18 protein-coding genes and 1 pseudogene are annotated in these 23,631 nt (G+C 43.5%); 10 read left to right on the plus strand and 9 right to left on the minus strand.

Annotated elements, in window-relative coordinates; genetic code table 11:
• Positions 1-12: 12 nt before the first annotated feature.
• Complete coding sequence (gene clpX, locus IPZ60_RS13365; RefSeq protein WP_194198226.1) at positions 13-1,287, minus strand: ATP-dependent protease ATP-binding subunit ClpX; 1,275 nt, start codon at positions 1,285-1,287, stop codon at positions 13-15.
• A 110-nt stretch (positions 1,288-1,397) separates the two neighbouring features.
• Positions 1,398-2,084, minus strand: coding sequence for an ATP-dependent Clp endopeptidase proteolytic subunit ClpP (clpP, locus tag IPZ60_RS13370; protein ID WP_370463046.1), 687 nt, complete (start codon positions 2,082-2,084; stop codon positions 1,398-1,400).
• A 906-nt stretch (positions 2,085-2,990) separates the two neighbouring features.
• Here clpP and IPZ60_RS13375 point away from each other — a divergent pair.
• The 7 genes and pseudogenes from IPZ60_RS13375 to IPZ60_RS13405 all read left to right on the plus strand — a co-directional run bounded on the left by IPZ60_RS13375 (position 2,991) and on the right by IPZ60_RS13405 (position 9,875).
• The gene (locus tag IPZ60_RS13375; protein ID WP_194198227.1) at positions 2,991-4,082 is read left to right on the plus strand and encodes an urease accessory protein UreD; all 1,092 of its coding nucleotides are present in this window, start codon (positions 2,991-2,993) and stop codon (positions 4,080-4,082) included.
• A gap of 139 nt (positions 4,083-4,221) precedes the next feature.
• The gene (gene ureA / locus IPZ60_RS13380; RefSeq protein WP_194198228.1) at positions 4,222-4,524 is read left to right on the plus strand and encodes an urease subunit gamma; all 303 of its coding nucleotides are present in this window, start codon (positions 4,222-4,224) and stop codon (positions 4,522-4,524) included.
• 46 nt (positions 4,525-4,570) lie between these two features.
• Positions 4,571-6,760, plus strand: a complete 2,190-nt coding sequence (gene ureC, locus IPZ60_RS13385; RefSeq protein ID WP_194198229.1) for an urease subunit alpha — start codon at positions 4,571-4,573, stop codon at positions 6,758-6,760.
• A 105-nt stretch (positions 6,761-6,865) separates the two neighbouring features.
• Positions 6,866-7,417 (plus strand): annotated as a pseudogene (gene ureE / locus IPZ60_RS13390) (urease accessory protein UreE); the annotation flags it as partial.
• A gap of 110 nt (positions 7,418-7,527) precedes the next feature.
• Complete coding sequence (locus IPZ60_RS13395) at positions 7,528-8,301, plus strand: urease accessory protein UreF (protein WP_370463047.1); 774 nt, start codon at positions 7,528-7,530, stop codon at positions 8,299-8,301.
• A 57-nt stretch (positions 8,302-8,358) separates the two neighbouring features.
• A complete protein-coding gene (gene ureG / locus IPZ60_RS13400; RefSeq protein WP_110924160.1) occupies positions 8,359-9,048 on the plus strand; it encodes an urease accessory protein UreG in 690 nt (229 codons plus the stop codon).
• Between the two features lie 71 nt (positions 9,049-9,119).
• Complete coding sequence (locus IPZ60_RS13405; protein ID WP_194198231.1) at positions 9,120-9,875, plus strand: HupE/UreJ family protein; 756 nt, start codon at positions 9,120-9,122, stop codon at positions 9,873-9,875.
• A 140-nt stretch (positions 9,876-10,015) separates the two neighbouring features.
• Here the strand turns inward: IPZ60_RS13405 and tig are convergent, their stop codons facing one another.
• Both tig and rdgB read right to left on the minus strand, forming a co-directional pair.
• Positions 10,016-11,359 carry a trigger factor gene (gene tig, locus IPZ60_RS13410; RefSeq protein ID WP_194198232.1) on the minus strand — a complete coding sequence of 448 codons (1,344 nt, stop codon included), beginning with the start codon at positions 11,357-11,359 and terminating at the stop codon, positions 10,016-10,018.
• Between the two features lie 519 nt (positions 11,360-11,878).
• A complete protein-coding gene (gene rdgB / locus IPZ60_RS13415) occupies positions 11,879-12,541 on the minus strand; it encodes an RdgB/HAM1 family non-canonical purine NTP pyrophosphatase (protein WP_227669372.1) in 663 nt (220 codons plus the stop codon).
• Between the two features lie 550 nt (positions 12,542-13,091).
• On the opposite strand from rdgB, the gene IPZ60_RS13420 reads away from it, so the two are divergent.
• Complete coding sequence (locus IPZ60_RS13420; RefSeq protein WP_194198233.1) at positions 13,092-13,721, plus strand: superoxide dismutase; 630 nt, start codon at positions 13,092-13,094, stop codon at positions 13,719-13,721.
• 88 nt (positions 13,722-13,809) lie between these two features.
• On the opposite strand, the gene IPZ60_RS13425 is transcribed toward IPZ60_RS13420, so the two are convergent.
• The 5 genes from IPZ60_RS13425 to IPZ60_RS13445 all read right to left on the minus strand — a co-directional run bounded on the left by IPZ60_RS13425 (position 13,810) and on the right by IPZ60_RS13445 (position 19,208).
• Entirely contained in the window at positions 13,810-14,550 is a 741-nt protein-coding gene (locus IPZ60_RS13425; protein ID WP_194198234.1) for an SDR family oxidoreductase, read from the minus strand.
• A 244-nt stretch (positions 14,551-14,794) separates the two neighbouring features.
• Positions 14,795-15,760: a hypothetical protein gene (locus IPZ60_RS13430; protein ID WP_194198235.1), complete on the minus strand. Its 966-nt coding sequence runs from the start codon at positions 15,758-15,760 to the stop codon at positions 14,795-14,797.
• A gap of 195 nt (positions 15,761-15,955) precedes the next feature.
• The gene (locus tag IPZ60_RS13435; RefSeq protein WP_194198236.1) at positions 15,956-17,125 is read right to left on the minus strand and encodes a metal-dependent hydrolase; all 1,170 of its coding nucleotides are present in this window, start codon (positions 17,123-17,125) and stop codon (positions 15,956-15,958) included.
• A 95-nt stretch (positions 17,126-17,220) separates the two neighbouring features.
• Positions 17,221-18,039: a DUF72 domain-containing protein gene (locus IPZ60_RS13440; protein ID WP_194198237.1), complete on the minus strand. Its 819-nt coding sequence runs from the start codon at positions 18,037-18,039 to the stop codon at positions 17,221-17,223.
• A gap of 71 nt (positions 18,040-18,110) precedes the next feature.
• Positions 18,111-19,208, minus strand: coding sequence for a polyprenyl synthetase family protein (locus tag IPZ60_RS13445; protein WP_194198238.1), 1,098 nt, complete (start codon positions 19,206-19,208; stop codon positions 18,111-18,113).
• 811 nt (positions 19,209-20,019) lie between these two features.
• Between IPZ60_RS13445 and fadB the strand changes: the two genes are divergently transcribed.
• Together fadB and fadA are read left to right on the plus strand one after the other, a co-directional pair.
• Positions 20,020-22,179 carry a fatty acid oxidation complex subunit alpha FadB gene (fadB, locus tag IPZ60_RS13450; RefSeq protein ID WP_194198239.1) on the plus strand — a complete coding sequence of 720 codons (2,160 nt, stop codon included), beginning with the start codon at positions 20,020-20,022 and terminating at the stop codon, positions 22,177-22,179.
• Positions 22,180-22,328: 149 nt separating this feature from the next.
• The gene (gene fadA / locus IPZ60_RS13455) at positions 22,329-23,501 is read left to right on the plus strand and encodes an acetyl-CoA C-acyltransferase FadA (RefSeq protein ID WP_194198240.1); all 1,173 of its coding nucleotides are present in this window, start codon (positions 22,329-22,331) and stop codon (positions 23,499-23,501) included.
• The last annotated feature ends 130 nt before the right edge of the window (positions 23,502-23,631 follow it).

Raw genomic sequence — 23,631 nt, forward strand, 5'->3', positions numbered from 1 at the left:
CTCAATGACACCTTAAGAGATTTCAGGCGTTTTACCTTCATTGATGACGTCTGCATCAACCATGACGGTCTTTGCATTTTCCATAGAAGGTAGCTCATACATGGTTTCAAGCAATGCGTTCTCTACGATAGAACGTAGACCACGGGCACCAGTTTTACGCTCCATGGCTTTTTTGGCGATGGCATCTAGTGCTTCTTGCGTAAAGTTAATCTCAGCACCTTCCATATCGAACAAGTACTTGTACTGTTTTACCAGTGCGTTCTTAGGTTCAGTTAGGATTTGTACCAATGCTTCTTCATCAAGCTCTTGTAGTGCAGCAAGTACAGGTAGACGACCAATCAGCTCAGGGATAAGACCAAATTTGATCAAATCTTCTGGCTCAACTTGCTGTAACAAATCTGAGCTACGACGACTATCGTCTTTTGAGCTGACATCGGCGTTGAAACCAATACCGCCCTTTTCAGTACGCTGCTGAATGACCGCATCAAGACCAGCAAATGCACCACCAACGATGATAAGAATATTGCTGGTATCGACTTGAATCAGTTCTTGTTGTGGATGCTTACGACCACCGTGTGGAGGGATAGCAGCCACAGTACCTTCGATTAGCTTAAGCAACGCTTGCTGTACGCCTTCACCTGATACATCACGAGTGATAGATGGGTTGTCGCCTTTTTTACTGATTTTATCGATTTCATCAATATAGATGATACCTTGCTCAGCTTTTGCCACATCATAGTCAGACGCTTGAAGTAGCTTTTGTACGATGTTTTCAACGTCTTCGCCGACATAACCTGCTTCAGTCAAAGTAGTGGCATCAGCCATAGCAAAAGGCACATCAAGCAGACGTGCTAAGGTTTGCGCCAGTAATGTCTTACCTGAGCCTGTTGGGCCTATGAGCAAGATGTTACTTTTCGCCAGTTCAACCATGGCATCATCAGCACCAATCTTAGATTTTTTGCTGTCATTGGCCAGTGTTTGGCTAACTTTTAGACGCTTATAATGGTTATAAACGGCAACTGCCAATGCTTTCTTAGCAGCGTCTTGACCGATGACATATTCATCAAGCTTGGCACGTAACTCTTTAGGCGTTGGTAGCTTTTTATTGACCCAAGAGGTATCGATTTCGCTGTCATCATCGCCATCTTCGGCACTGTCAGCGATTAGATCGGTACATAGCTCAATGCATTCATTACAGATATTGGCATCATCAGCGGCAATCAGCTGCTGCACATCGCTTTTGGCTTTGCCACAAAACGAGCACTGCGGGGTATTGTCTTCTGCCATAAAAGGCGCTCCTAAAATTTCAAAACTTACAAATATTTTGATTGTTTGCATCAATGCCAAAATGCATCGCGCTCAGGCAGTTGATGCTTATCAAGGCTGTTATATGCTAATTATAAAGAAGTAGGGCGGCGCTCTAATACTTCGTCAACCAAACCGTATTCTTTTGCTTCGTCTGCATCCAACCAATAATCACGCTCAACATCTTTTTCGATTTTTTCTACTGGTTGACCAGTACGCTCAGCTAATATCTTGTTCAAACGTGCACGAGTTTTTAAGATTTCACGAGCATTAATTTCGATATCTGTTGCTTGACCTTGCGCACCACCTGAAGGCTGGTGAATCATCACACGAGCATTCGCAAGTGAATAACGCTTGCCTTTTTGGCCAGCTGCCAACAAGAATGAACCCATGCTGTAAGCACCGCCCATACAGATGGTTGATACTTCAGGCTTGATGAAATTCATCGTGTCAAAAATAGCCAAACCAGCACTCACTGAACCGCCTGGTGAGTTGATATATAGATGGATATCTTTGTCAGGGTTTTCAGCTTCTAAGAATAGTAACTGTGCGACGATGAGATTGGCCATATTGTCTTCGACTTGACCAGTCAAAAAGATAACGCGCTCACGTAATAGACGTGAAAAAATATCAAACGAGCGTTCACCGCGTGATGATTGTTCAACCACCATAGGCACTAATGCAGCTTGAGGTGCACTTTGGGTATATTGCATGTCGTTGTGCGCACTCATCAGCATATCAAAATGCGGGTTGGCAGTGATGCGATCATAATCTGTCATAAAGATGTCCTGTTTATAAGTACATAAAATAAAGGGATTGGGATTAGCGAACGGTTAAGATTTTATGGGTGCTTATCATGATAAATACTACCGCTTGTTGTTAACACTAACTAGATGCAATGCTACGATCTAGATGTCGCTAAAAATAATTGAGCTAATGGTAACTTTTTTATCGGGGCAATAGTAACTTTTTAATGTGAAAAATAATAAATGACTCCCTATTAATAAGGTGTTTGTATACATTTATCAAGGGGCTTGCCTATAAACCCTCCATAAAGATAGCAGACAGGCTACCTCTGTATGGAGTACAGGTGACTCATTATTTATGAATATGGTGCTACATTAAAAAGAAATATGATGATAAAAAGTGGTGCATTTGTGATAGCAAATTGTACAATTTTGGTGCAAATTAGCGCATGCTAAGAAAATAAAAATAGTTGATATCTATTTGACGCGTCGTGTTGACGCGTCGTGAAAACGAGGTGGCCGATATGACTAAAAAATTCAGTGATCAAAAATCAAGCAATATCATTCATTTGCATAGTATGGATAGCTTACTCTGATAGCCAGTGTCAGTAAGTTGGCATAATGATTGTATATATAGGATGACGTTGTTTGATGTAGTCAGCTGCATAAGTTTTTTCATTGTCACTTTTGACATCGTCACTTTCTCTAATTCTTTATATAAATTACCTATATAGTCGATTTAATTTAAAAGTAGTACAGCGCAACCGAGTGTAGATGTATATCTAATACTTCAATCGAGGTTAACGCAGTAACACTTTATAGTGGAATGACTATACCACCGGGTTTTGTATGATCGGCTTAATGCTTGACCTCTCAGTATCACAATGGTGTGTTATATTTAACGTTCAATACGCCCTAACTAGTAGATGAGTATATGAAATGAGCTGGGCCTCTTCTTTAGCTTTAGATTTTGACGCCGTAAAACGCACGAATACTATCAAAGGTATAGCCACGGCTGAGTCAAAAACTCGGCTTTATCATCGTAAGCATACGGGCGCTTTGATGGTACAGCGTCCTTTATACCCTGAGCCGCGTGTGCAGCAGGGTATTTGTCATATATTGATGCTATATCCGCCAGCAGGTATTGCTGGTGGTGATACATTGACTATGGATCTGCGTTTAGATAGTGAGAGTCACGCTGTTATTACGACACCAGGGGCAGGTAAATGGTATGGCAAAGACAGTGTCAGCCAAAAAAGCAAAACCTCGCATCGACAGTCGCCCACGCAGAGCGCTTTTGATAAAACCATGCCAGGAGGTCAGGGCAGCGTGCGTAGTGATGATACTGACCAAGAAATTGTGGTACCAAACGACATGGCTGAATACGCTAGCCAAAAGGTATACGCCACATTAGATACAGATGCTCGCCTAGAATGGTTGCCGCAAGAGAGCATTATTTATAACGAAGCCAATATGCATGCGACGAGTCGTTTTGAACTAAAAGATTCGTCCAGTCTCATGACATGGGAGATTGGTGTCTTTGGGCGGCAGGCCTATGATGAGCAGTTTTTGCAAGGGTATTACCATACAGGGCTGAATATCTACCGAGAAGGTAATGTCATCGTTGCCGAACGTGTGGCACAGTCAGCACAAAGCCGCTGGTTTACATCGCATTTAGGGCTAGCAGGGCAGCATATCTACGGGTCGTTTTGGGCAGTGCCAAATTTAAGTGACGTACATCAAAAGCCTTTATTATCATCGTCAAAAGCACGAGAAACGACGGAGACGGCGCAAGCGACGACCAAGCAAGCATTAACCCGTTATTTGGACAGTACGATACTGACTTTACGGCAAGCAATCGCTGAGGCGGATCTACCAGTCTATTGCACTCATAATTATCAAGCGATTAATATCCGCTATATTGGCTCAGATGTGCGTGGCTGTTTTGAGGCGTTTTATCAGCTTAGAGAAGTATTGCGTGAGCACTGGTGGCAACTTGAGCCATGTCGTCCACGGATTTGGGACACGTGATTTTTGATTAGATACTACTTAATTTGTTATGACATTAATCTGATAAAAAAGACACAACCGCTATTTTGGTTAAGGTGTTAAACGTTTGAACTACACTAATCTGTGACACAGAACATTATAAATACAATAAGGAAGCTCCATGCATTTGACCCCGACAGAAAAAGACAAGCTCATGCTATTCACGGCTGGCATGGTGGCTGAACGCCGTAAAAACCGAGGTGTTAAGCTTAACTATCCCGAAGCCATTGCTTATATCAGCATGCTACTGATGGAAGGCGCGAGAGATGGCAAAAGAGTGGCCGAATTAATGAGTGAAGGTGCCACCTATCTGTCGACTGATGATGTGATGGATGGTGTGGCAGAGATGGTAGATGAAGTGCAAATCGAGGCGACGTTCCCTGATGGTACCAAACTAGTCACGGTGCATAATCCAATCGTTTAACACTGTTATAGCACTGAAATGATAACTATAAAATAAGGCGACTCTTATGCAAGCAGGCGAATACCATATTCAAGATGGCGATATCATCTTAAACCAAGGACGACAGGTACAGACCATTAGTGTTAGCAATACTGGTGATAGACCTATTCAAATCGGCTCGCATTATCACTTTTACGAAGTCAACGATGCCTTGAGTTTCGAGAGAGAGCAGACGCGTGGTTATCGCCTGAATATTATCCCTGGTACGGCGGTACGCTTTGAGCCAGGACAATCACGTGAAGTGGAACTGGTCGCTTATGCTGGCAAGCAGGAAGTCTATGGTTTTGCAGGGCGAGTGATGGGTGCCGCTAGCTCAGACACAGCATTAGACAATACTGATAATAAAAATCCGCCAGTTACCTCGCAGAAGAAAGTCAGTCGGCATATTTATGCTGAGCATTTTGGCCCGACGACAGGTGACAAGGTTCGCCTAGCCGACACTGAATTGTGGCTACAGGTTGAGGCTGACTTAACGAGCCAATTGAGTACTGATACCGATCAAGTAGAGACATTAGAGAATGGTGCGCGTGCTAGCAAACCTACCGAGATAAAAGGTGAAGAAGTTAAGTTTGGTGGCGGTAAAGTCATCCGTGATGGTATGGGTCAAGGGCAACTACTGGGTGCCGACGTTGCCGATACAGTCATTACCAATGCCCTAGTCATGGATTATACGGGCATCTACAAAGCAGATATCGGTATCAAAGACGGTCGCATTAGTGGCATTGGTAAAGCGGGCAACCCTGATATACAACCTGCCATCAATATTGCGATTGGTGGTGCTACCGAAATCATTTCTGGCGAAGGCAAAATCCTGACGGCAGGCGGGGTCGATAGTCATATTCACTTTATCGCACCCCAGCAGTGTGAGACGGCGCTTATGTCAGGCGTGACCACGATGCTTGGTGGCGGTACAGGGCCTGCACAAGGAACGCTCGCGACTACCTGTACACCAGGGGCATATCATATTGCCTCAATGCTAAAGTCTACCGATAGTATTCCCATGAATATCGGATTACTGGGCAAAGGAAATGTGAGTGTACCAGCTCCCATTGCTGAACAAATCGAAGCGGGTGCTGTAGGGCTAAAGCTACATGAAGATTGGGGCACAACCCCGCAAGCCATTGATAACTGTTTGAGTGTTGCTGAAGAGTATGATGTGCAAGTGGCGATCCATACCGATACCTTAAATGAAAGTGGTTATCTTGAAAGTACGTTAGCAGCGTTCAAGAATCGCTGTATCCATACTTTTCATACTGAAGGGGCAGGTGGTGGACATGCCCCTGATATTCTTAAGGCTATTGGCGAGTCGCATGTTTTACCATCATCTACCAATCCAACGCGCCCATATACCGTTAACACCATTGATGAGCATCTCGATATGCTGATGGTCTGTCATCATTTGAGCCCTGCTATCGCTGAAGATGTGGCCTTCGCTGAAAGTCGTATTCGCCAAGAAACCATTGCTGCAGAAGATATCTTGCATGATTTGGGCGCGATTTCGATGATGAGTAGTGACTCGCAAGCGATGGGTCGGGTAGGTGAAGTGGTTATTCGCACGTGGCAGACTGCGCATAAAATGAAAGTCCAACGCGGCCATCTTGCACCAGATGCAACAGCGACCATAGAAGATGAGCAACAGTACATTACGCTGACCGACTACGATAATAGTGAGGATAATGATAATTTCCGTATCAAACGTTATATCGCAAAATACACCATCAATCCTGCGATTACCCATGGTATCAGCGATATGGTTGGTTCAATTGAAATAGGTAAATGGGCAGATATGGTGTTGTGGTCGCCCAAATTTTTTGGCGTAAAGCCTGAATGTATTATCAAAGGCGGACTCATCGCTGCTGTGCCGATGGGCGATATTAATGCCTCTATTCCTACTCCGCAGCCCGTGCATTATCGTCCTATGTTTGCCACGTATCCAAAATCAATTGCTCAAACCAGCATTACCTTTATGTCGCAGGCTGCTATCGATAAACAAGTGGATAAGCAGCTCGGATTGACCAAAGTTATCGAGCCAGTACATGGCATTCGTCATATCCGCAAAAGTGATATGCGCTTCAATAGCTACTGTCCTGATATGGATATCAATCCTGAGACTTATGAAGTGCGTGCCGATGGCGAGATGCTAACCTGCGAGCCTGTCGATGTATTGCCCATGGCGCAGCGTTACTTTTTATTCTAAGTATTTTTTATGCTAAACACTTTGTTATTCCAAGATTTTATTATTCTAAGATTTTGAGTTTTACGTCCTAATAGTTTGAGCAACAACAGCCAGAGTATAATAATGATGAAGATATTCAATACCCGTTTAAATGCCCCAAATGATGCTCAAAAAATACAATTAGCAAAACAGCATCAAACCGATGACTATCTACTGCTAGATTTTGATACTCGCCAGCATTCTCGATTTAAGGCCACCACTGTGTCAGGTGAGAGCGTTGGTGTTGACTTGCCTCGCACAGGTACTCTCAAAGGTGATGATGTGCTAATCAATGAGGCAGGTGAGCTAATACAAGTCATTGCCAAGCCGCAGGTCGTCACCAAAGTTACCGCTGATGATGTGTTTACGTTGATGAAAGGAGCGTATCATTTAGGCAATCGACATGTGCCACTGATGTTTGACCAAAGTTTTAACCACGGTGATGCAGAGTACGCGCTATATTTTGAAAACGATCATGTACTTGCGCAAATGTTAGAGCGTCTTGGACTGCGTGTTGAAGATGCTTCAGTACCGTTTGAACCTGAAACAGGGGCCTATCAGTCGGGGCAAGGGCACTCGCATGGTCACTCTCACTCACATGCGCATTCAAGTAGCGATTCACATAGCCATTCGCACAGCGACATACATGGCAATACGCATGGCGCATCAGATAGCCATGAACACAAACATGAAAATAACCACAGCCACGACCATAGTCATCATGATGAGACTGTAGGGCAGTCAGAGTGATGATTGATATCAGTGCTCAGTCTACTCAGCCAGACCAACTTGGTCAGCTGCTGATGCTGGCATCGAGCAACTTACCCATTGGTAGCTATACGTATTCGCAAGGTGTTGAGTCAGCGATTGAGTCAGGCGTAATCTCTGATGAAGCCAGTACGCTGGTATTTATGCAGGATTATCTAGCGCTTGCTGTTATCGGCTATGAGTTGCCAGTATTAGGGCTAATAATGCTGGCACTTGGTCAAGGTGATGACGCGCTAGCTGCAAATCTGGCACACGATTATCATGCGAGCTTAGAGAGTAAAGAGTTTGTACTTGAGTCTCAACAACTGGCTCAGGCAATGGTGTCTTGGCTCAATGAAGTACTTAGCCTCGGTATACCTGCTGAGATACCTGAAGATGGATACTTGCCACTTTTTGCTCATATTGCACAGCATTGGCAGCTACCATTAACGCAATCAATGACCACGTATGGCTTCGCCCAACTAGAGAATATGGTATTGGCTGCGGTCAAGACGGTACCGTTAGGACAAATGGCGGGTCAGCGTATCCTATGGCAATTGCAGAGCGATCTGGCAGCACAGATTGATGCTGTTAGCGATAATGTACGACGTACCTTCAATGAGTTGATGACATCACCAGATTCGCTTGAAGAGCAAGGCTGTCAACAGCTGTGCCAAGACTTCTATGAGACGCTTAATATATCTAATAACTTGCCCAATTTGGCTATCCTCTCAAGTATGCATGAGGAGCAATACAGCCGATTGTTTCGCTCATAACTGCACCCTTATTTCTATTTATACTTATTAATATACAAACTGTTTTAGGAATTCAATATGTCTCTAACCCCGCTCAAGCCAAAAAACTCTCAATCTATATCAGACTTACAGACTGATAATGACCGCCAAAATCAGCCATCTGGATTGTCATGCCTACGCCTTGGTATTGGTGGGCCTGTTGGTAGTGGTAAGACCGCGTTGACGTTACGTTTGTGCCAAAATATGCGCGACACGGTCAATATGGCAGTCGTGACCAACGATATCTATACCAAAGAAGATTCAGAGTTTTTGACTCGTAATGATGCTATGCCTGCTGAGCGTATTCGTGGCGTAGAAACAGGTGGCTGCCCGCACACGGCTATCCGCGAAGATGCCTCTATTAATCTGACGGCTATTGCCGAACTACAAGCAACTTTCGAAGATTTAGAGATGATTATCATCGAATCAGGTGGTGATAATTTGGCGGCGACGTTTAGCCCAGAACTGTCTGATTTGACCTTGTATGTTATTGATGTCTCAGCAGGAGACAAGATACCTCGTAAAGGTGGGCCGGGAATTACCAAGTCTGATTTATTGATTATTAATAAGACTGACCTTGCGCCTATGGTAGGGGCTTCGTTAGAAGTCATGGCAAGAGATGCCAAAAAAATGCGCGGTGACAAACCTTTTATCTTTAGCAACATGAAAACAGGGGATGGACTGAATGAAATTATCGCCTTTATCAAAGAGCAGGGCATGCTTGCTTAGTTAATAGAAGCTTGCGAACTATGACTTACAAGCTATGAACAACCAAATTATGAATATTAAGGAGCACTCCCATGACAGCCTCTACCATGACAAAAACTATAACAAAAACGCATTTTTCACAGGTACTATCCTCTCGTAATATAGTGGCTGGCTCAACGGTGATGATGACCTCATTGATGCTACCGTCATTGGCGCAGGCACATGCAGGACATATCCATACAACGACTGCACACACGTCATCGCTGTTAGGAGCCTTGCAAGCAGGGTTGATGCATCCGATGACTGGCTTTGATCATTTGTTTTTGGCAGTTGGTATGGGTATGTTGTTTTATGGACTGCAAAAGCAGCGCTTGGGCATGATGTCATTGGCAGGAGGACTATCACTGGGAGCGGTCTTAGCCACAGTCGGTGCTTTGGTGGGTGGGGCTGCGTTTGGTTCGGCCGCTGGCATGGTCGAGATGGCGATACTATTGTCAGTTGCAGTATTGGCATTTGTTTTAATGGGACAATGGCGCGGAAAAGCTGCATCATTGAATACATCAGTAGCGAGCACGCCAAATACAAATTACGTACCATTACTGAGCATGACTTTTGGCGGCTTGGCAGTATTTCACGGTATGGCACATGCGATGGAATTGCCAGCACAGATCGGCGTATCAGGTCAGTTAGGTTTTTATGCTGGTATGATGGTTTCTATGTTGGGTCTATACGCGGTTGGTATGGTGATCAATCAGCAGTTGCAACAGCGTCTCGGCGGTCATTTTTGGTTCCAACGTGGGTTGGTTATGCTAGGTTTAGGGGTAGTATTCATTCCTGTTTTGACTTAGGATTTTATTACTATTTTGACCTAAACTGCTATTTATGTTTACTCATAAAAAATACGGCCCCAATCGATGATCGGGGCCGTATTTTTATGAGCTAAGAACATGAGTGCTATCTAATTAAAATAGATAGCGCTCAGTCTAGACTACATGGCTTGCTGCTGTTGTTGCTGAGCAGCTAGCAAGTCTTGGTAGCTAACTTCTTTGTCAGTTACTTTACCTTGCTCGATTAGATAATCAACCACTTGGTCTTCTAGTACAACAGACTCAATGTTAGCGCGCTGTTGCTTATCAGTGGTGTAGTACTCGATCACTTCTGCTGGATCTTCGTAGTTTTCAGCCGCTTCTTTGATGAATGTCTCAACGCGTGCTTGATCTACTTCTAAGCCTTTGGTATCGATAACACGAGCAACGATGATGCCAAGACGGGCAGCACGTAGCGCTTGCTCTTCAAATAGCTCATTTGGCAGCATGTCTTTGTCGAAGCTATCAGCATTGGCACCGAACTGCTGAGAAAAACGTTGCATCATCATGTTGCGTTGACGCTCGATTTCTTGTTCTAGCATAGCGTTTGGTACGTCAAACTCATTCTTTTCTAGCAATGCGTCAAAAGTCGCTTGCTTAACTTGGCTACGCGCAGCGTTTTTGATTTCGCGTTCCATGTTTTTGCGTACGTCGTCTTTTAGTTTTTCAACGCCGCCTTCTTTTACGCCGAATAGCTCAAGGAACGCATCATCGATTTCAGGTAGCTTAGATTTTTCAACCAATTTTACGTTGATTTTGAACTGAGCTTCTTTACCCGCTAAGTTTTCAGCTTGGTAATCTTCTGGGAAAGTTACTTCGATGATTTTTTCTTCACCAGCTTTCATGCCTTTGATACCTGCTTCAAAGCCAGGAATCATTTGGTTGCTACCGATAACTAGTTTGAAGTCTTCAGCAGAGCCACCTTCGAATTTTTCGCCGTCGATAGAACCTTCAAAGTCAAAAGTCACTTGGTTGTCTTTCGCAGCCATGCCCTTTTTCTCAACGAATTCTTCACGTTGCTTTTGTAGGTTTTCGATCATGGTGTCAACGTCAGCTTCATCAACCTTGGCAGTATGACGCTCAACTTCGATTTCATCGATACCTTGTACGTCTACTTCTGGGAAGATTTCAACAGTTGCTTGATAAACCAAGAAATCATCTTCAAGTTTTACGTCGTCGATGTTAGGCATGCCAACAGCGCGGATGTCTTCAGATTTGATCGCTTCAAAAACGGTATCACGGATCACATCGTTGATAACTTCTTGTTGAATGCCAGCACCGTACTGAGAGCGGATGTGTGACATAGGGACGTTACCTTTACGGAAACCGTCAATCTTGGCAGTTTTCGCAACTTGGCGAATACGGCCTTCGACTTTGTTTTGAATTTTTTCGACAGGTACTTTAACTGTCAATTGGGTTTCTTTGTTAGATAGCTTGTTGGTTGTGACTTGTAAATCTGTAGCCATGTTAATTACACCTTTAGGATTAGATAGTACTTAAAATTAAGCAGTACTTAGGATTAAATGGTAATAGACAAACCGAGCCTCAAAATACGGGCGTGTACAACGGATTGCCGTTGGAATAAATAGGGGACAATGATAGCCCGCAACGTCCATATCAGTGTCAGTAGCAATCGCTGCCAGCACAAAATATAAAACTGCTGAGGTTGTAAATGCTATCAAATATCAATAATAAACCGTTAATGCACCGCATAATAACGCTTTTTGGTGAATTATACAGACATATAACGGTTTTCGACAAAATTTTTAAAAGTAGAACAGTATAATCTATCTGATTATTAAAGTAAAAATTATCTGTTTGCCGTTTGTTCACTCAAAAATTGCTGCGTTAGTTGCACTTCACTTACCATTCATACTTATGTGATTGATGCGGTGCTGAACTTAACGATATAGAGTCTAGCCGTATTGGTTTGAAGTAGAGCAAATATGATACAAGCCGATTTATATAGACTTGACTATAGTTGCTTATAAAGGCAGCTGTGCTAATAGCTGCTGAATGGCCTGACCGCGATGACTGATGCTGTTTTTATCAGCAGCGCTCAAGCTGGCCGCACTGGCTTGCAAGTCAGGTAACCAAAATAATGGATCATAGCCGAAGCCACCATCACCATGCGCTGTCTCTGAAATCTCGCCATGCCATAATCCTTGAGCGATAATCGGCAATGGATCGTCAGCATGACGCACCATTGCCAGTATGCACACAAACATACCTTTAACAGGAGCATCTGGCTTCGCTGCGCGGATAGGCTGCAAGTCAGCGATGAGCTTGGCATTGTTTTTACTATCGTTACCATGCTCACCAGCATAGCGAGCAGAGTAGATACCCGGTGCGTTACCGAGTGCGGGCACACACAGTCCGGAATCATCAGCGATAGCAGGCAATCCGCTGATACGGCTGGCATGACGCGCTTTGATAATGGCATTTTCTACAAAGCTCAAGCCGTCTTCGATGGCATCTTCGATATCGAGCTGACCTTGCGGGATAACTGTCACCTCTAGATTTGCCTCAGCGAATAACCGTTTAAACTCAGCCAGTTTGCCTTTGTTATTACTGGCGAGTACCCATTGGGTACTTGGTGCTGACTGTGTCGCGTGTAGGGGAGTGTCGATGGTGCTTGTGTTGGTCATAGTGTCTTTCCGTTAAATGATTACGTAGAGTCTGGTTAATCTAGCTTCTATTTTTGGTGTTTTTAATATTGCTCTATACCCATTTGCCAGTCATATTTGCAGTAGTCATTGATGTCTGTGAGCTAGCTTGGGCTGTCGGCTGGGCTATCCGCTAATACATAGCCAATGGCTATGCTGATTGTACGGTCTATAACATTTGGTAACTGATACTTTTGGTCATTGTTGCTATAATACTTAGCAAGCTACAGCGAGTTATATCCTGTAACTTTTGAATATTAAATTAATAAATGCTTATGAAGTCAAACACTTGGCTTTTAAGCAAAGAATAATAGCAAGCAGTAACCGCTAGGTTCATTTTGGATTCATAATAATACGTGATATTGTATTGAGCAGTACCGTGTATCAAGCAATAATATTCGTTTCAAACAATAAACTCAGCCAATTTAGTCCGCTATTTTATAGTGTTTTTTGCGGTGTAAAAATAGCGTAAAATTCAGTTTCTATAATCAGTTTTATAAACTAACGGCTAAACAGCAAGGATAAAATAATTATGTCAAACATTACATTGCCAGAACTACCATACGCAAAAGACGCACTAGAGCCACATATCAGTGCCGAGACGCTAGAGTTTCATCACGATAAGCATCATAATGCATACGTGACCAAGCTTAACGATTTGCTACCAGGTTCTGGTCTAGAAGACAAAACATTGCCAGAAATCATCCTAGCGACTGTTAACGATGACAGCAAGCAAGGTATGTTCAACCAAGCAGCCCAAGTATGGAACCACACGTTCTACTGGAACTGCATGACGCCAACGAACGGCGGCGGCGAACCTACTGGCGATCTAAAAGCTAAAATCGAAGAAGATTTCGGTAGCTATGACAAGTTCCGTGAAGAGTTCAAAAACGCAGCATTGACTCAGTTCGGTTCAGGTTGGGCATGGTTAGTCGCTGATAAAGTCGGTGGCAAACTGTCTATCGCTAAAACTGCTAACGCTGATACCCCACTTGCACATGACCAAATCGCTGTATTGACTTGTGATGTATGGGAACACGCGTATTATATCGATTACCGCAACCGTCGTCCTGACTATGTAGACACGTTCCTAGACAAGCTAGTGAACTGGGACTACGCAAATGCAAAATATAAAGGTCAAGATGCTGGCGTTGAAGAGTAATCTTTAACGACTAAGTATTTGATTGATAAAAAAGGACACCGCGAGGTGTCCTTTTTTTGGCTTGGTAATCCTTAATAGAACAACGATATTACGCGATACCGCCGTTAGCACCAATATTCTGCCCTGTGACCCAAGCGGCTTCTTCACTCACCAAAAATGCCACCACACGGGCGATATCGACTGGCTCACCGATAGGGTTAAACGGTGACATGCTAGCGAGTCTTTCTACCGTATCATCTGCTTTACCTTCATGAAACAGTTCAGTATCGGTAGGACCGGGTGACACTGCATTGACCGTAATTCCTCGCGTGCCAACTTCTTTAGAAAAGACTCTGGTCAGCTGCTCTACTGCGCCTTTGGTCGCACAATATGTGCCATAGGCAGGCAGCATCATACGAGTGGTGGTGCTTGAAAGGTTAACAATACGGCCGCCATCATTGAGTTTGGTCGCCGCCTCACGTAGCGTATTAAACGTGCCTTTTACATTCACGGCAAACGTACGATCAAAATCCTCATCGGTAGTTTCTGCAATGGGTTTATTAATCATCATACCTGCGCTATTGACCAAAATGTCTGGTTTGCCAAATTCACTGATAGTGGTGTCGAACAGCGTCGCGACTTGTTCAGTATTACTGACATCTGCTTGCACAGCGATAGCTTCACCGCCTGCCGATTTAATTTGGTTTACGATATCATTTGCTGCTGCGTCATCGTTTGCATAGTTAATAATTGTTTTGGCCCCTGCTGCCGCAAGTAATATAGCTATCTGTGCGCCGATACCTTTTGATGAACCGGTTACAATCGCGATTTTATTTTTTAGTGTTGTCATTATTATTCTCTCTATTATTGTAGATGAATATCAGCACACCTATATGGTGCTTTGACTGATAATTTTTAACTAACGATATAAACATTAGCAGTGTGCAAAGGCAATAAGTAGAGAGGTTCTGTAGGCTTATATTTAGATAAATGTATGAGCTGGGTTTCTGTAGGTTTGAGAGCGTGCTTTTGAGCTGATAAGGGTTTGGATAAGAAAAAAGGACACAGTGAGGTATCCTTTTTTGATTAAGTGTTTATACGGTGATAGCTTCAACATCTAAAGATAAGCGAGTATTGTTTTTGATATCATCGATAAATAATTCCCAAGTTCCTTTCTCTACTCTGACTGAGCAATAATGAGATGCTGCACGTATGAATCCAGCTGAAACGATATTCAAATCGTTAATAAAATTTTCAATAGTATTCTGGTTATTATCGCCATAGGATAAAAAGATAGAATCTCTATAGTTAGCTTTTCCTCGATACCTAAAAGCTTGTATCAAGAAATTCACCTGCCCTTTATCCAATGTTCTATCTCTGAGTTCTTGAGTAACTTTCTTACGAAAGTTTTCAACATTTAGAGCCTTAAATTCTTTTGAACTTTTAATTTTTTCTTCAGCTTCCCATTTTTTATAACCATGAGTTCCTTTCAAGTAAGATACAATCGCGCCGTGAGCCATTTCAGTGTCATTAGCGTAGTCATTTAAATTATAATTATTATCTCCACGATAAACTGCGATTTCTTCTTCAGCTTTACTTGTGACTAAACTACTTAAGTAAAGACTGAAAGGGTAAGGTATTAGTTTTTTTTCTACTATATCAGCTTGCCATACTTTAGAAGTCAGAGCATGTGTTTCTTGAGTTGAGCCTGAAGAAGCTGCGACCATTGCACTAGCAGCAAAATATATAGAGTAGTACCAAGAAACGATTGCAGAACGACAGATATCATATTTATCTAAGGCATCATTATTCATTGCTTTCAATGAAGCCAAATTATGGTATGCCATATGCATATTTTCAAAAACCAAAGTATCGGCTTCTCTATTAACAGACCGTCTTTGAACTTTTTGATATATAGATTTAAGTTCATCTGAATCACAAGCACCATTATTAATAATTGTAGAGAGTGCTCTCATCCAATTTACTGTTCCTTGAAATGCAAACCTTGGTTCAGCTTGATTTCCAGCATCGAATAATCTATCTAGTAACCAATTTGACATGTGTAATCCTTTTTTAATTTGTCAAAAATACAAAATCTCAAACTCACTCAGCGCTTCTCTTAACATCGCAATCTTATAATAAGCATATGCTTTAATGATGTTTTAGAAAAAATTATGTAAAGTCTCAAAGCTATAGCTCTGATTGACAATCGTTTGCATCTTACACGCTATAGACATTTTTAATCTTAGTCAGCACTAATCCTCATCAACCAAAATCCAACCGCTATCTATATTCACAACCGACTCATCGAATACTCTCACAAATCCTTGTTTCACCAATTCAATACGCGATACTTCAGGTTCACCGTCAACTTTGACAATAGGCGCGTCTATAGGCGTAATAGATTGCCATGGCGACTCTTGTCCTGTTTTATTTGCCAATACAAAACTAAAGAATGCCGTGTCGCCTGCCATCATACGTAGGTCATCAACGACCAATTGGGCGTCTTGTTTGTTAGGCTCGACAGCGTCATCAAGCATCGTTTGCGTTCGGTAGCCTGTCCAATCACCAGAGAACCAATCCAGCCTGTGTGCATAGGGCTGACTCGCTATTGGTAAGTTTGTGCGTAGCGTCTGCGAGTTGTCATACTGCGTCAGATAGCGATACTCAGGTAGGCGACTGTCTAAAACGCTACCGCGTATTTCAATCAATCTATTTTGATCGTCTTCAGCGACCGTACGCCACATTAGGATAGTAGGCAGCACAGGCATGGTTTTGATACGGGCTATATTGTCTATTTTAGCAGCTGCTAATGTTTGCTCAGCTTTGTCTTGCGCGTAATATTTTAGCCCTAATGACAGCATCAAATATCCACTACTGATAACCAGCATCCAAATGGCAAGCCGTTGGCAATGGGTTAATAAGCCTTTTTTAAAGATACCAAGTTTGCTGCCTTTTATCAGCCCTATAATCATGGCGATGAGCAATGGCAACGTATATAGCGGATCGATGATGAACATCGAGGCAATACTAAAAGGCGTCAGCGCTAATGACTCTTGTAGCGGCCACAGTAATTGCGTGCCATAGACCGTAAAGCTGTCTAAAATTGGATGGGTCGTGAGCGCCAGCGTCATGGCTGTTGCCAAGCGCACAGTAGAGTAAGGCAGTGGCATGTTGCGCCATGCATGATAGCGGCTAATCAGCCACGCGCCTACGATGCCGACTGCCGTCAGGACAATTAATGAATGACTAAAACCACGGTGATAGGTCATATTGCTGATGGGGTCAGGATAGTGTATTAAGACATCCAAATCGGGCAAAGTACCCAGCATGGCTCCGTATAGATAGGCTTTGCGTCCTTGGTATTTACCCAGTACCGCACCTTGTACACTAGCGCCTAAAACAATCTGACTGAGTGAATCCATGGTTGTCTACTTATATGGTTTTTTATTTGATTGCTTATTTGCTTTCTTATGTGAGTGTGAGTAATGACTGACTGTCACACAAGGCAGTTTCTGGTTTAAATAACCTCAAAATGGTGAGCGGATAATGCCTCACGCAGCATCGCAATATTATAATAAGCATGTGCATTGACGGTGTTTTGAAAGAAGATATAGAGCGTATCAAAGTGCTGACGCTGATTGGCAATCGCTTGAGCCCAGTCCTGCATTTCAGCTTCGCTATAGCGATAATCATGACGATCAGCCGCGCTCATCGCCTCCCACCAGTTTAGATTATTGCCATGCATACGCAGATAGCCAGTGCGTTCGGTAAATATCAGTCGTGACGGTGGCAGGCCATTCACCTTCGGGTAATCAACGCTACACCAAATGAGACCTTGCTGCCGAAAGCTATCGACCACTTGCGGCGTGTGCCAAGCGTTATGACGAAACTCAATGGTGAGTGGGTAGTCTTGAAACCAACTGACAAGCTCTGCCAGATAGAGGCGATGCTCACGAGTACGGTCAAAGCCATGCGGAAACTGTAATAGTAAAGGCGCTAAAGCATTTGCTTCGATAAGTGGAGATAAGGCATTTAGAAATGCTTGTGCGTGTTCGGCAGTGCCTTTGCGTGCATGAGTAAAGTCTTGATGCAGTTTGACGGCGAACCTTAGCTGACTGTCGGCTTGTACATAAGCTTTATCAACCATACCTGCAAAGGCTTTTTGCCCAATGGGTGCATAAAAGGTGCTGTTTATCTCTACTGCACCGTATTGCTTTGCGTATTCACGTAAAAAGTCGGTCTTTTTGGTGCCTGTAGGATACAGCGTGCCGAGCAAATCAGTATCGCTATAGCCGCCAGTGCCAAGATAAATACGTGGGGTAGGGTTACTGTCCATGTTGACCACTCACTGCCGTTTTGGGTAATAAAGTTTGCTACGATATCTTTTGTCTTCGGTTATTTGCCAAGCTACTTTTTACGCGACCAGAGCCACTCAATTAGTGCCAATAGCGCGTCGTTGTCTGTGTCAATGTTGTCGGTGCTACTGTTCAAATCACCATTAGTCATTTCGCGAATGATGGCTGCACGCCCATCATTAAACAGGGATTGTGCATAGTCGGTCGCCTGATCCACACCCATTAGTTTTACATAGGTAGACTTGTCCAGTTTTTCGTCGCTACCAGCAGGCTTGCCGAGCGTATCCGTACTAGTGGTGACATCTAAAATATCGTCCTGAACTTGAAAAGCCAGACCAATGTGTTGGGCACATTCTTGTAATGCCATGCGTTGAGGAGCGGTTGCTCCAGCACAGATGCCGCCCATGAGCATGGCCGCTTCGATCAATGCGCCTGTTTTGTCACGGTGAATGGCTTCTAAATCGGTTTGTGAAATGCTATCACTGGCTTCGGCATTGAGATCCAGCATTTGACCAGAGACCATACGTCTGGCACGCGGTGCAAATATAGCGAGCAGCTGGCTGGCGATAGCTGTATCGAATGGCGCAAAGGTAGGCAGCTCTGCGGTCAATACTTCAAAGGCGAGCGTCTGTAACACATCTCCTGCTAGCAGTGCCGTCGCTTCATCAAAGACGATATGAGCCGTCGGCTGACCACGGCGCAGGTCATCATCGTCCATACACGGCAAGTCATCATGCACCAACGAATAAGTATGCAGTAGCTCTACTGCCAACGCTGCACGGCGCGCCATATCATAATCTGAGTCACTTTCTAATAGTGATGCTAAATCATCGCTGACTGCAGTGTCTTTATCAAACTTATTGTCAATATTCTTATCACTATGATCATTCACGTTAGCGAAAGCGCTGGCGACCAGCAGTGGACGTACCAATTTACCTTGGCCAGTCATCACATAACGGCAGGCATCCAACAATGGGCTTGGTAGCTCGGCATAAGCAAACAGTACATCGATATCTTTGGCCAATTGGGCACGCACAGCACTATGGAATTTCTGGGTGCTGTTATCGGTATTGCTATCGGTGCTGTTGTCAGAGAAATTAAAAGACTTAAAGCTAGTAGGCATAACGCTTGGCGTAGAAGAAACAGTCATAATCCAACCATTTATCAGAGGAGTAATAAAATTATCGTTAGTGTAGCATGAACGATTATAGTGCTTATGTTGTGGGTCTGATTAATGCCCATTTTTTTACGTTTTAATATTGAAAGTTTGGAAATAATGCAACAAGTCCTCGTTACGTATAGGCGATTTAACTTCGAAGGTGAATGTGTTGTTATAAGAGTGAAAGATGGTCAGGAGTGAGCGACAAGTACCAATAAGTTCACTCACAGTATAAATTTCAGTGTACATTTACTCACTTAAATCACGTTTGTCACTAGGTAAAGGGTTACTATCGACTTAAGAGTGACTTGCGAGTATGGTATTAGCTTGTGACAGTGAGGGTCATAATCCCCTACACTAATTGGCGTAGAGATAGTCTGATGATGAAAACATGGTTTTTATGTCGGTATCTAAACTAAGTGGATAACTCATATAAAACCAAATATCAGTCAGTATTTATAACACCAACACTTGCAACAGCAGTACCTTGAAAGAAATTATATAAATGAAGCGCCGTATTTATTTGTGTTAAAGAAACAATAATGAGCACATAGCCATAAATACATAATGATAAGCGCTAGATAATAAAGACATCTTCACTGGTTAATCTGCCATGCTTTTTGTCATGATGACGTTATTTTTATTTGTCATGATGAGAGTACAGAACAATCAGTGCTATTACTTACTTTACTAACAATAACCGGCTATTTTTTACAGTCTAAAAAGTAGCTTTATAAGTTATAAACTTTATAAGTCATAAATTTTATTACATCGTTTTTATTACAATAGAAAGGAGTTCCACATGGTATACCAAGGAAATCGCATCACGGTGACAATGCTAGAGGATGGCATCGCCAATATGCAGTACAACGCCGAAAATGAGAGCGTGAACAAATTTGATGCTGAGACCAATAAGCAGTTTGGTGAAGCGGTTAGCGCGCTAGAAAAAGCGGACGACGTAAAAGGTCTTATCGTTACTTCAGCCAAAGGCGTGTTTATCGCTGGTGCTGACATCACAGAATTCGTTGGTTCTTTTAAGAAGTCAGAAAGTGAGATCAAAGACTGGGTCGTTCATGTCAATGACGCTTTCAATCGTTTTGAAGATTTACCGTTTCCAAAAGTAGCTGCTATTAATGGTGCTGCCATGGGCGGTGGTTGTGAAATGACCTTGGTGTGTGAATACCGTGTCATGAGCGACAAAGCGATTATCGGTCTACCAGAAACTCAATTGGGTATCTTCCCAGGTTTTGGTGGTACGGTTCGTAGTACGCGTATTATCGGTATCGATAATGCACTTGAGCTTATCGCGACTGGCGCTCCTAAAAAAGCATTGGCAGCATTAAAGCTAGGCTTGGTTGATGCGACGGTCCCTGCCGACGACTTGCAAGATGCAGCGATTGACTTGGTCAAAAAATGTATCTCAGGTGAGCTTGATTGGAAAGCAAAACGTGAAGAAAAACTGGTTCCTGTTAAGCTAAATCAGCTTGAGCAAGCCATGGCATTCAACAGTGCCAAAGGTATGATCTTTGCTAAAGCAAATCCTAAGCAGTACCCAGCACCAGCGCTAGCGATCGCAGCGATTGAGAAGCACGTGAATTTACCACGTGACAAAGCAATCGAAGTAGAAGCAGCTGGTTTTGCAAAAGCGGCTAAAACCCCACAAGCAGAGAGCTTGGTTGGTCTGTTCTTAAACGATCAATTGGTTAAGAAGTTAGCGAAGCAACACAGCAAAAAAGCACATGAAATCAATGAAGCCGCTGTACTAGGCGCTGGTATCATGGGTGGCGGTATTGCCTATCAAGCAGCTAGCAAAGGCTTGCCAATCATCATGAAAGACATCAAGTCTGAGCAATTAGACCTTGGTATGGGTGAAGCCAGCAAGCTACTAGGCAAAATGGTCGATCGCGGCAAAATGACCCCAGCAAAAATGGGCGAAACCTTAAGCCGTATCCGTCCAACGCTCAACTATGGTGATTTTGCTGAAACTGACATCGTTATCGAAGCAGTTGTAGAAAATCCAAACGTGAAGCGTGCGGTACTAAAAGAAGTAGAAGGCTTGGTGAAAGACGATTGTATCCTAGCGTCAAACACCTCAACCATCTCTATTACTTTCTTGGCTGAAGCCCTTGAGCGTCCAGAAAACTTCGTCGGTATGCATTTCTTTAACCCAGTACATCGTATGCCATTGGTTGAAGTTATCCGCGGCGCAAAATCATCTGAAGAAGCGGTTGCGACCACCGTTGCATTAGCATCTAAAATGGGTAAAGTGCCAGTTGTGGTTAACGATTGCCCAGGCTTCCTCGTAAACCGTGTTCTGTTCCCATACTTTGGTGCATTTGACTTGCTACTTAAGCAAGGTGCTGACTTTGCTCATGTCGATAAAGTCATGGAAAAATTCGGCTGGCCAATGGGTCCTGCGTATCTAATCGACGTCGTCGGTCTAGATACTGGTGTTCATGGTGCAGAAGTCATGGCAGAGGGTTTCCCTGATCGCATGAAGCCTGATTATAAAGGTGCTATTGAGCTTTTATATGAAAACAAACGCCTAGGTCAGAAGAACGGTGTTGGTTTTTATAAGTATGAGATGGACAAACGCGGCAAGCCAAAGAAAGTCGCTGACGAAGCCACTTATGAGCTGCTAAAAACCACGACTGATAGCGAAAAGCAAGAATTTGACGATCAAGCCATCATTGACCGCACCATGATTGCATTCTGCAACGAAACCGTTCGCTGCCTAGAAGACAACATCGTGAGCACGCCTGCTGAAGCTGATATGGCAATGATAATGGGCGTAGGTTTCCCGCCATTCCGCGGTGGCCCTTGCCGTTATGTTGACCAAATGGGTCTAGAGAACTACTTGGTATTGTGTGAAAAATACGCATATCTAGGCAAAGCTTATGAAGCCCCGCAAAAGATTCGCGATATGGCAGCAGCGGGCGAGACCTTTTACGCAACAGCGTAATAGGCAGTCACTACTAGGATGAAGTGCAGTACACATGCTCGATAAGATGATTGGTAATTAATTTATTATCAGTAACCTTAACCTTCTAAATTAGATGGGTGAGCATTGCGGTACTGCCACTGACAATAAAAATTGAAAAGGAAGATAGTATGACAATTTTAAGTCCAAAAGACGTGGTCATCGTAGATGGCGTACGCTCAGCGATGGGTAAAACTAAAAACGGTATGTTCCGCCACGTTCGCGCTGATAGCATGTCTGCTGAATTGGTACGTGCATTGGTCGAGCGTAATGACTTTGACCCACGTGACGTTGAAGACATCATATGGGGTTGTGTCAACCAAACACTAGAGCAAGGTCTAAACATCGGTCGTAACATCGGTCTGCTAGCTGGTATTCCAAAGACAGCGGGTGGCCAAACAGTCAACCGTCTGTGTGGTTCTTCTATGCAGGCGTTACATACTGCTGCTGCTCAAATTATGACCAACCAAGGTGATGTTTTCATCATCGGTGGTGTTGAGCATATGGGCCACGTCGGCATGATGCATGGTGTTGATCTAAACCCTGAAGCATCAAAGCACTATGCAAAAGCCTCAAACATGATGGGCTTGACTGCTGAAATGCTAGGCCGTATGAATAACATCACTCGCGAAGAGCAAGATGCCTTTGGCCTTGAGTCTCATCGCCGTGCATGGGCTGCGACCACTGAAGGTCGTTTTGACAATGAAATCATCGGCATCGAAGGTCATGATGCTTCTGGTCGCTTGCAATTATGTACTGTTGACGAAGTGATTCGTCCAGATGCGACCATGGAGCAAATGCAAAAGCTACGTCCAGCCTTTGATCCTAAAGGTGGTACAGTAACGGCTGCAACGTCATCTGCATTATCTGATGGTGCGTCTGCAATGCTAGTGATGAGCGCACAAAAAGCCAAAGATTTGGGTCTAAAACCACGTGCTCGTATCCGTAGCATGGCAGTAGCTGGTTGTGATGCCGCTATCATGGGTTACGGTCCTGTACCTGCGACTCAAAAAGCACTTAAGCGTGCCGGCATGAGCATCGATGATATGCAAACCATCGAGCTAAACGAAGCATTTGCTGCTCAAGGCTTGTCAGTACTTAAAGCATTGAACTTGACGGATAAGCAAGACATCGTCAACATCAATGGTGGCGCGATTGCACTAGGTCATCCACTAGGGTGTTCAGGCGCTCGTATCACGGTTACCTTGCTAAACGCGATGGAACAGTCAGATACTGAAATTGGTCTAGCGACGATGTGTATCGGTCTTGGCCAAGGTATTGCTACTATCATTGAGCGTGTTTAATATTGTCTAACTCATGTGAACAAGATTATTTGAATACTCAATAAGCAGTTATTTGCTAATAAATAAAACCTCTAGTCATAATGGCTGGAGGTTTTTTTATGGGCAACCTAATACTTAGCCAATTAATGAT

The organism is Psychrobacter sp. NG25 (assembly GCF_015234355.1).
Lineage (GTDB): Bacteria > Pseudomonadota > Gammaproteobacteria > Pseudomonadales > Moraxellaceae > Psychrobacter.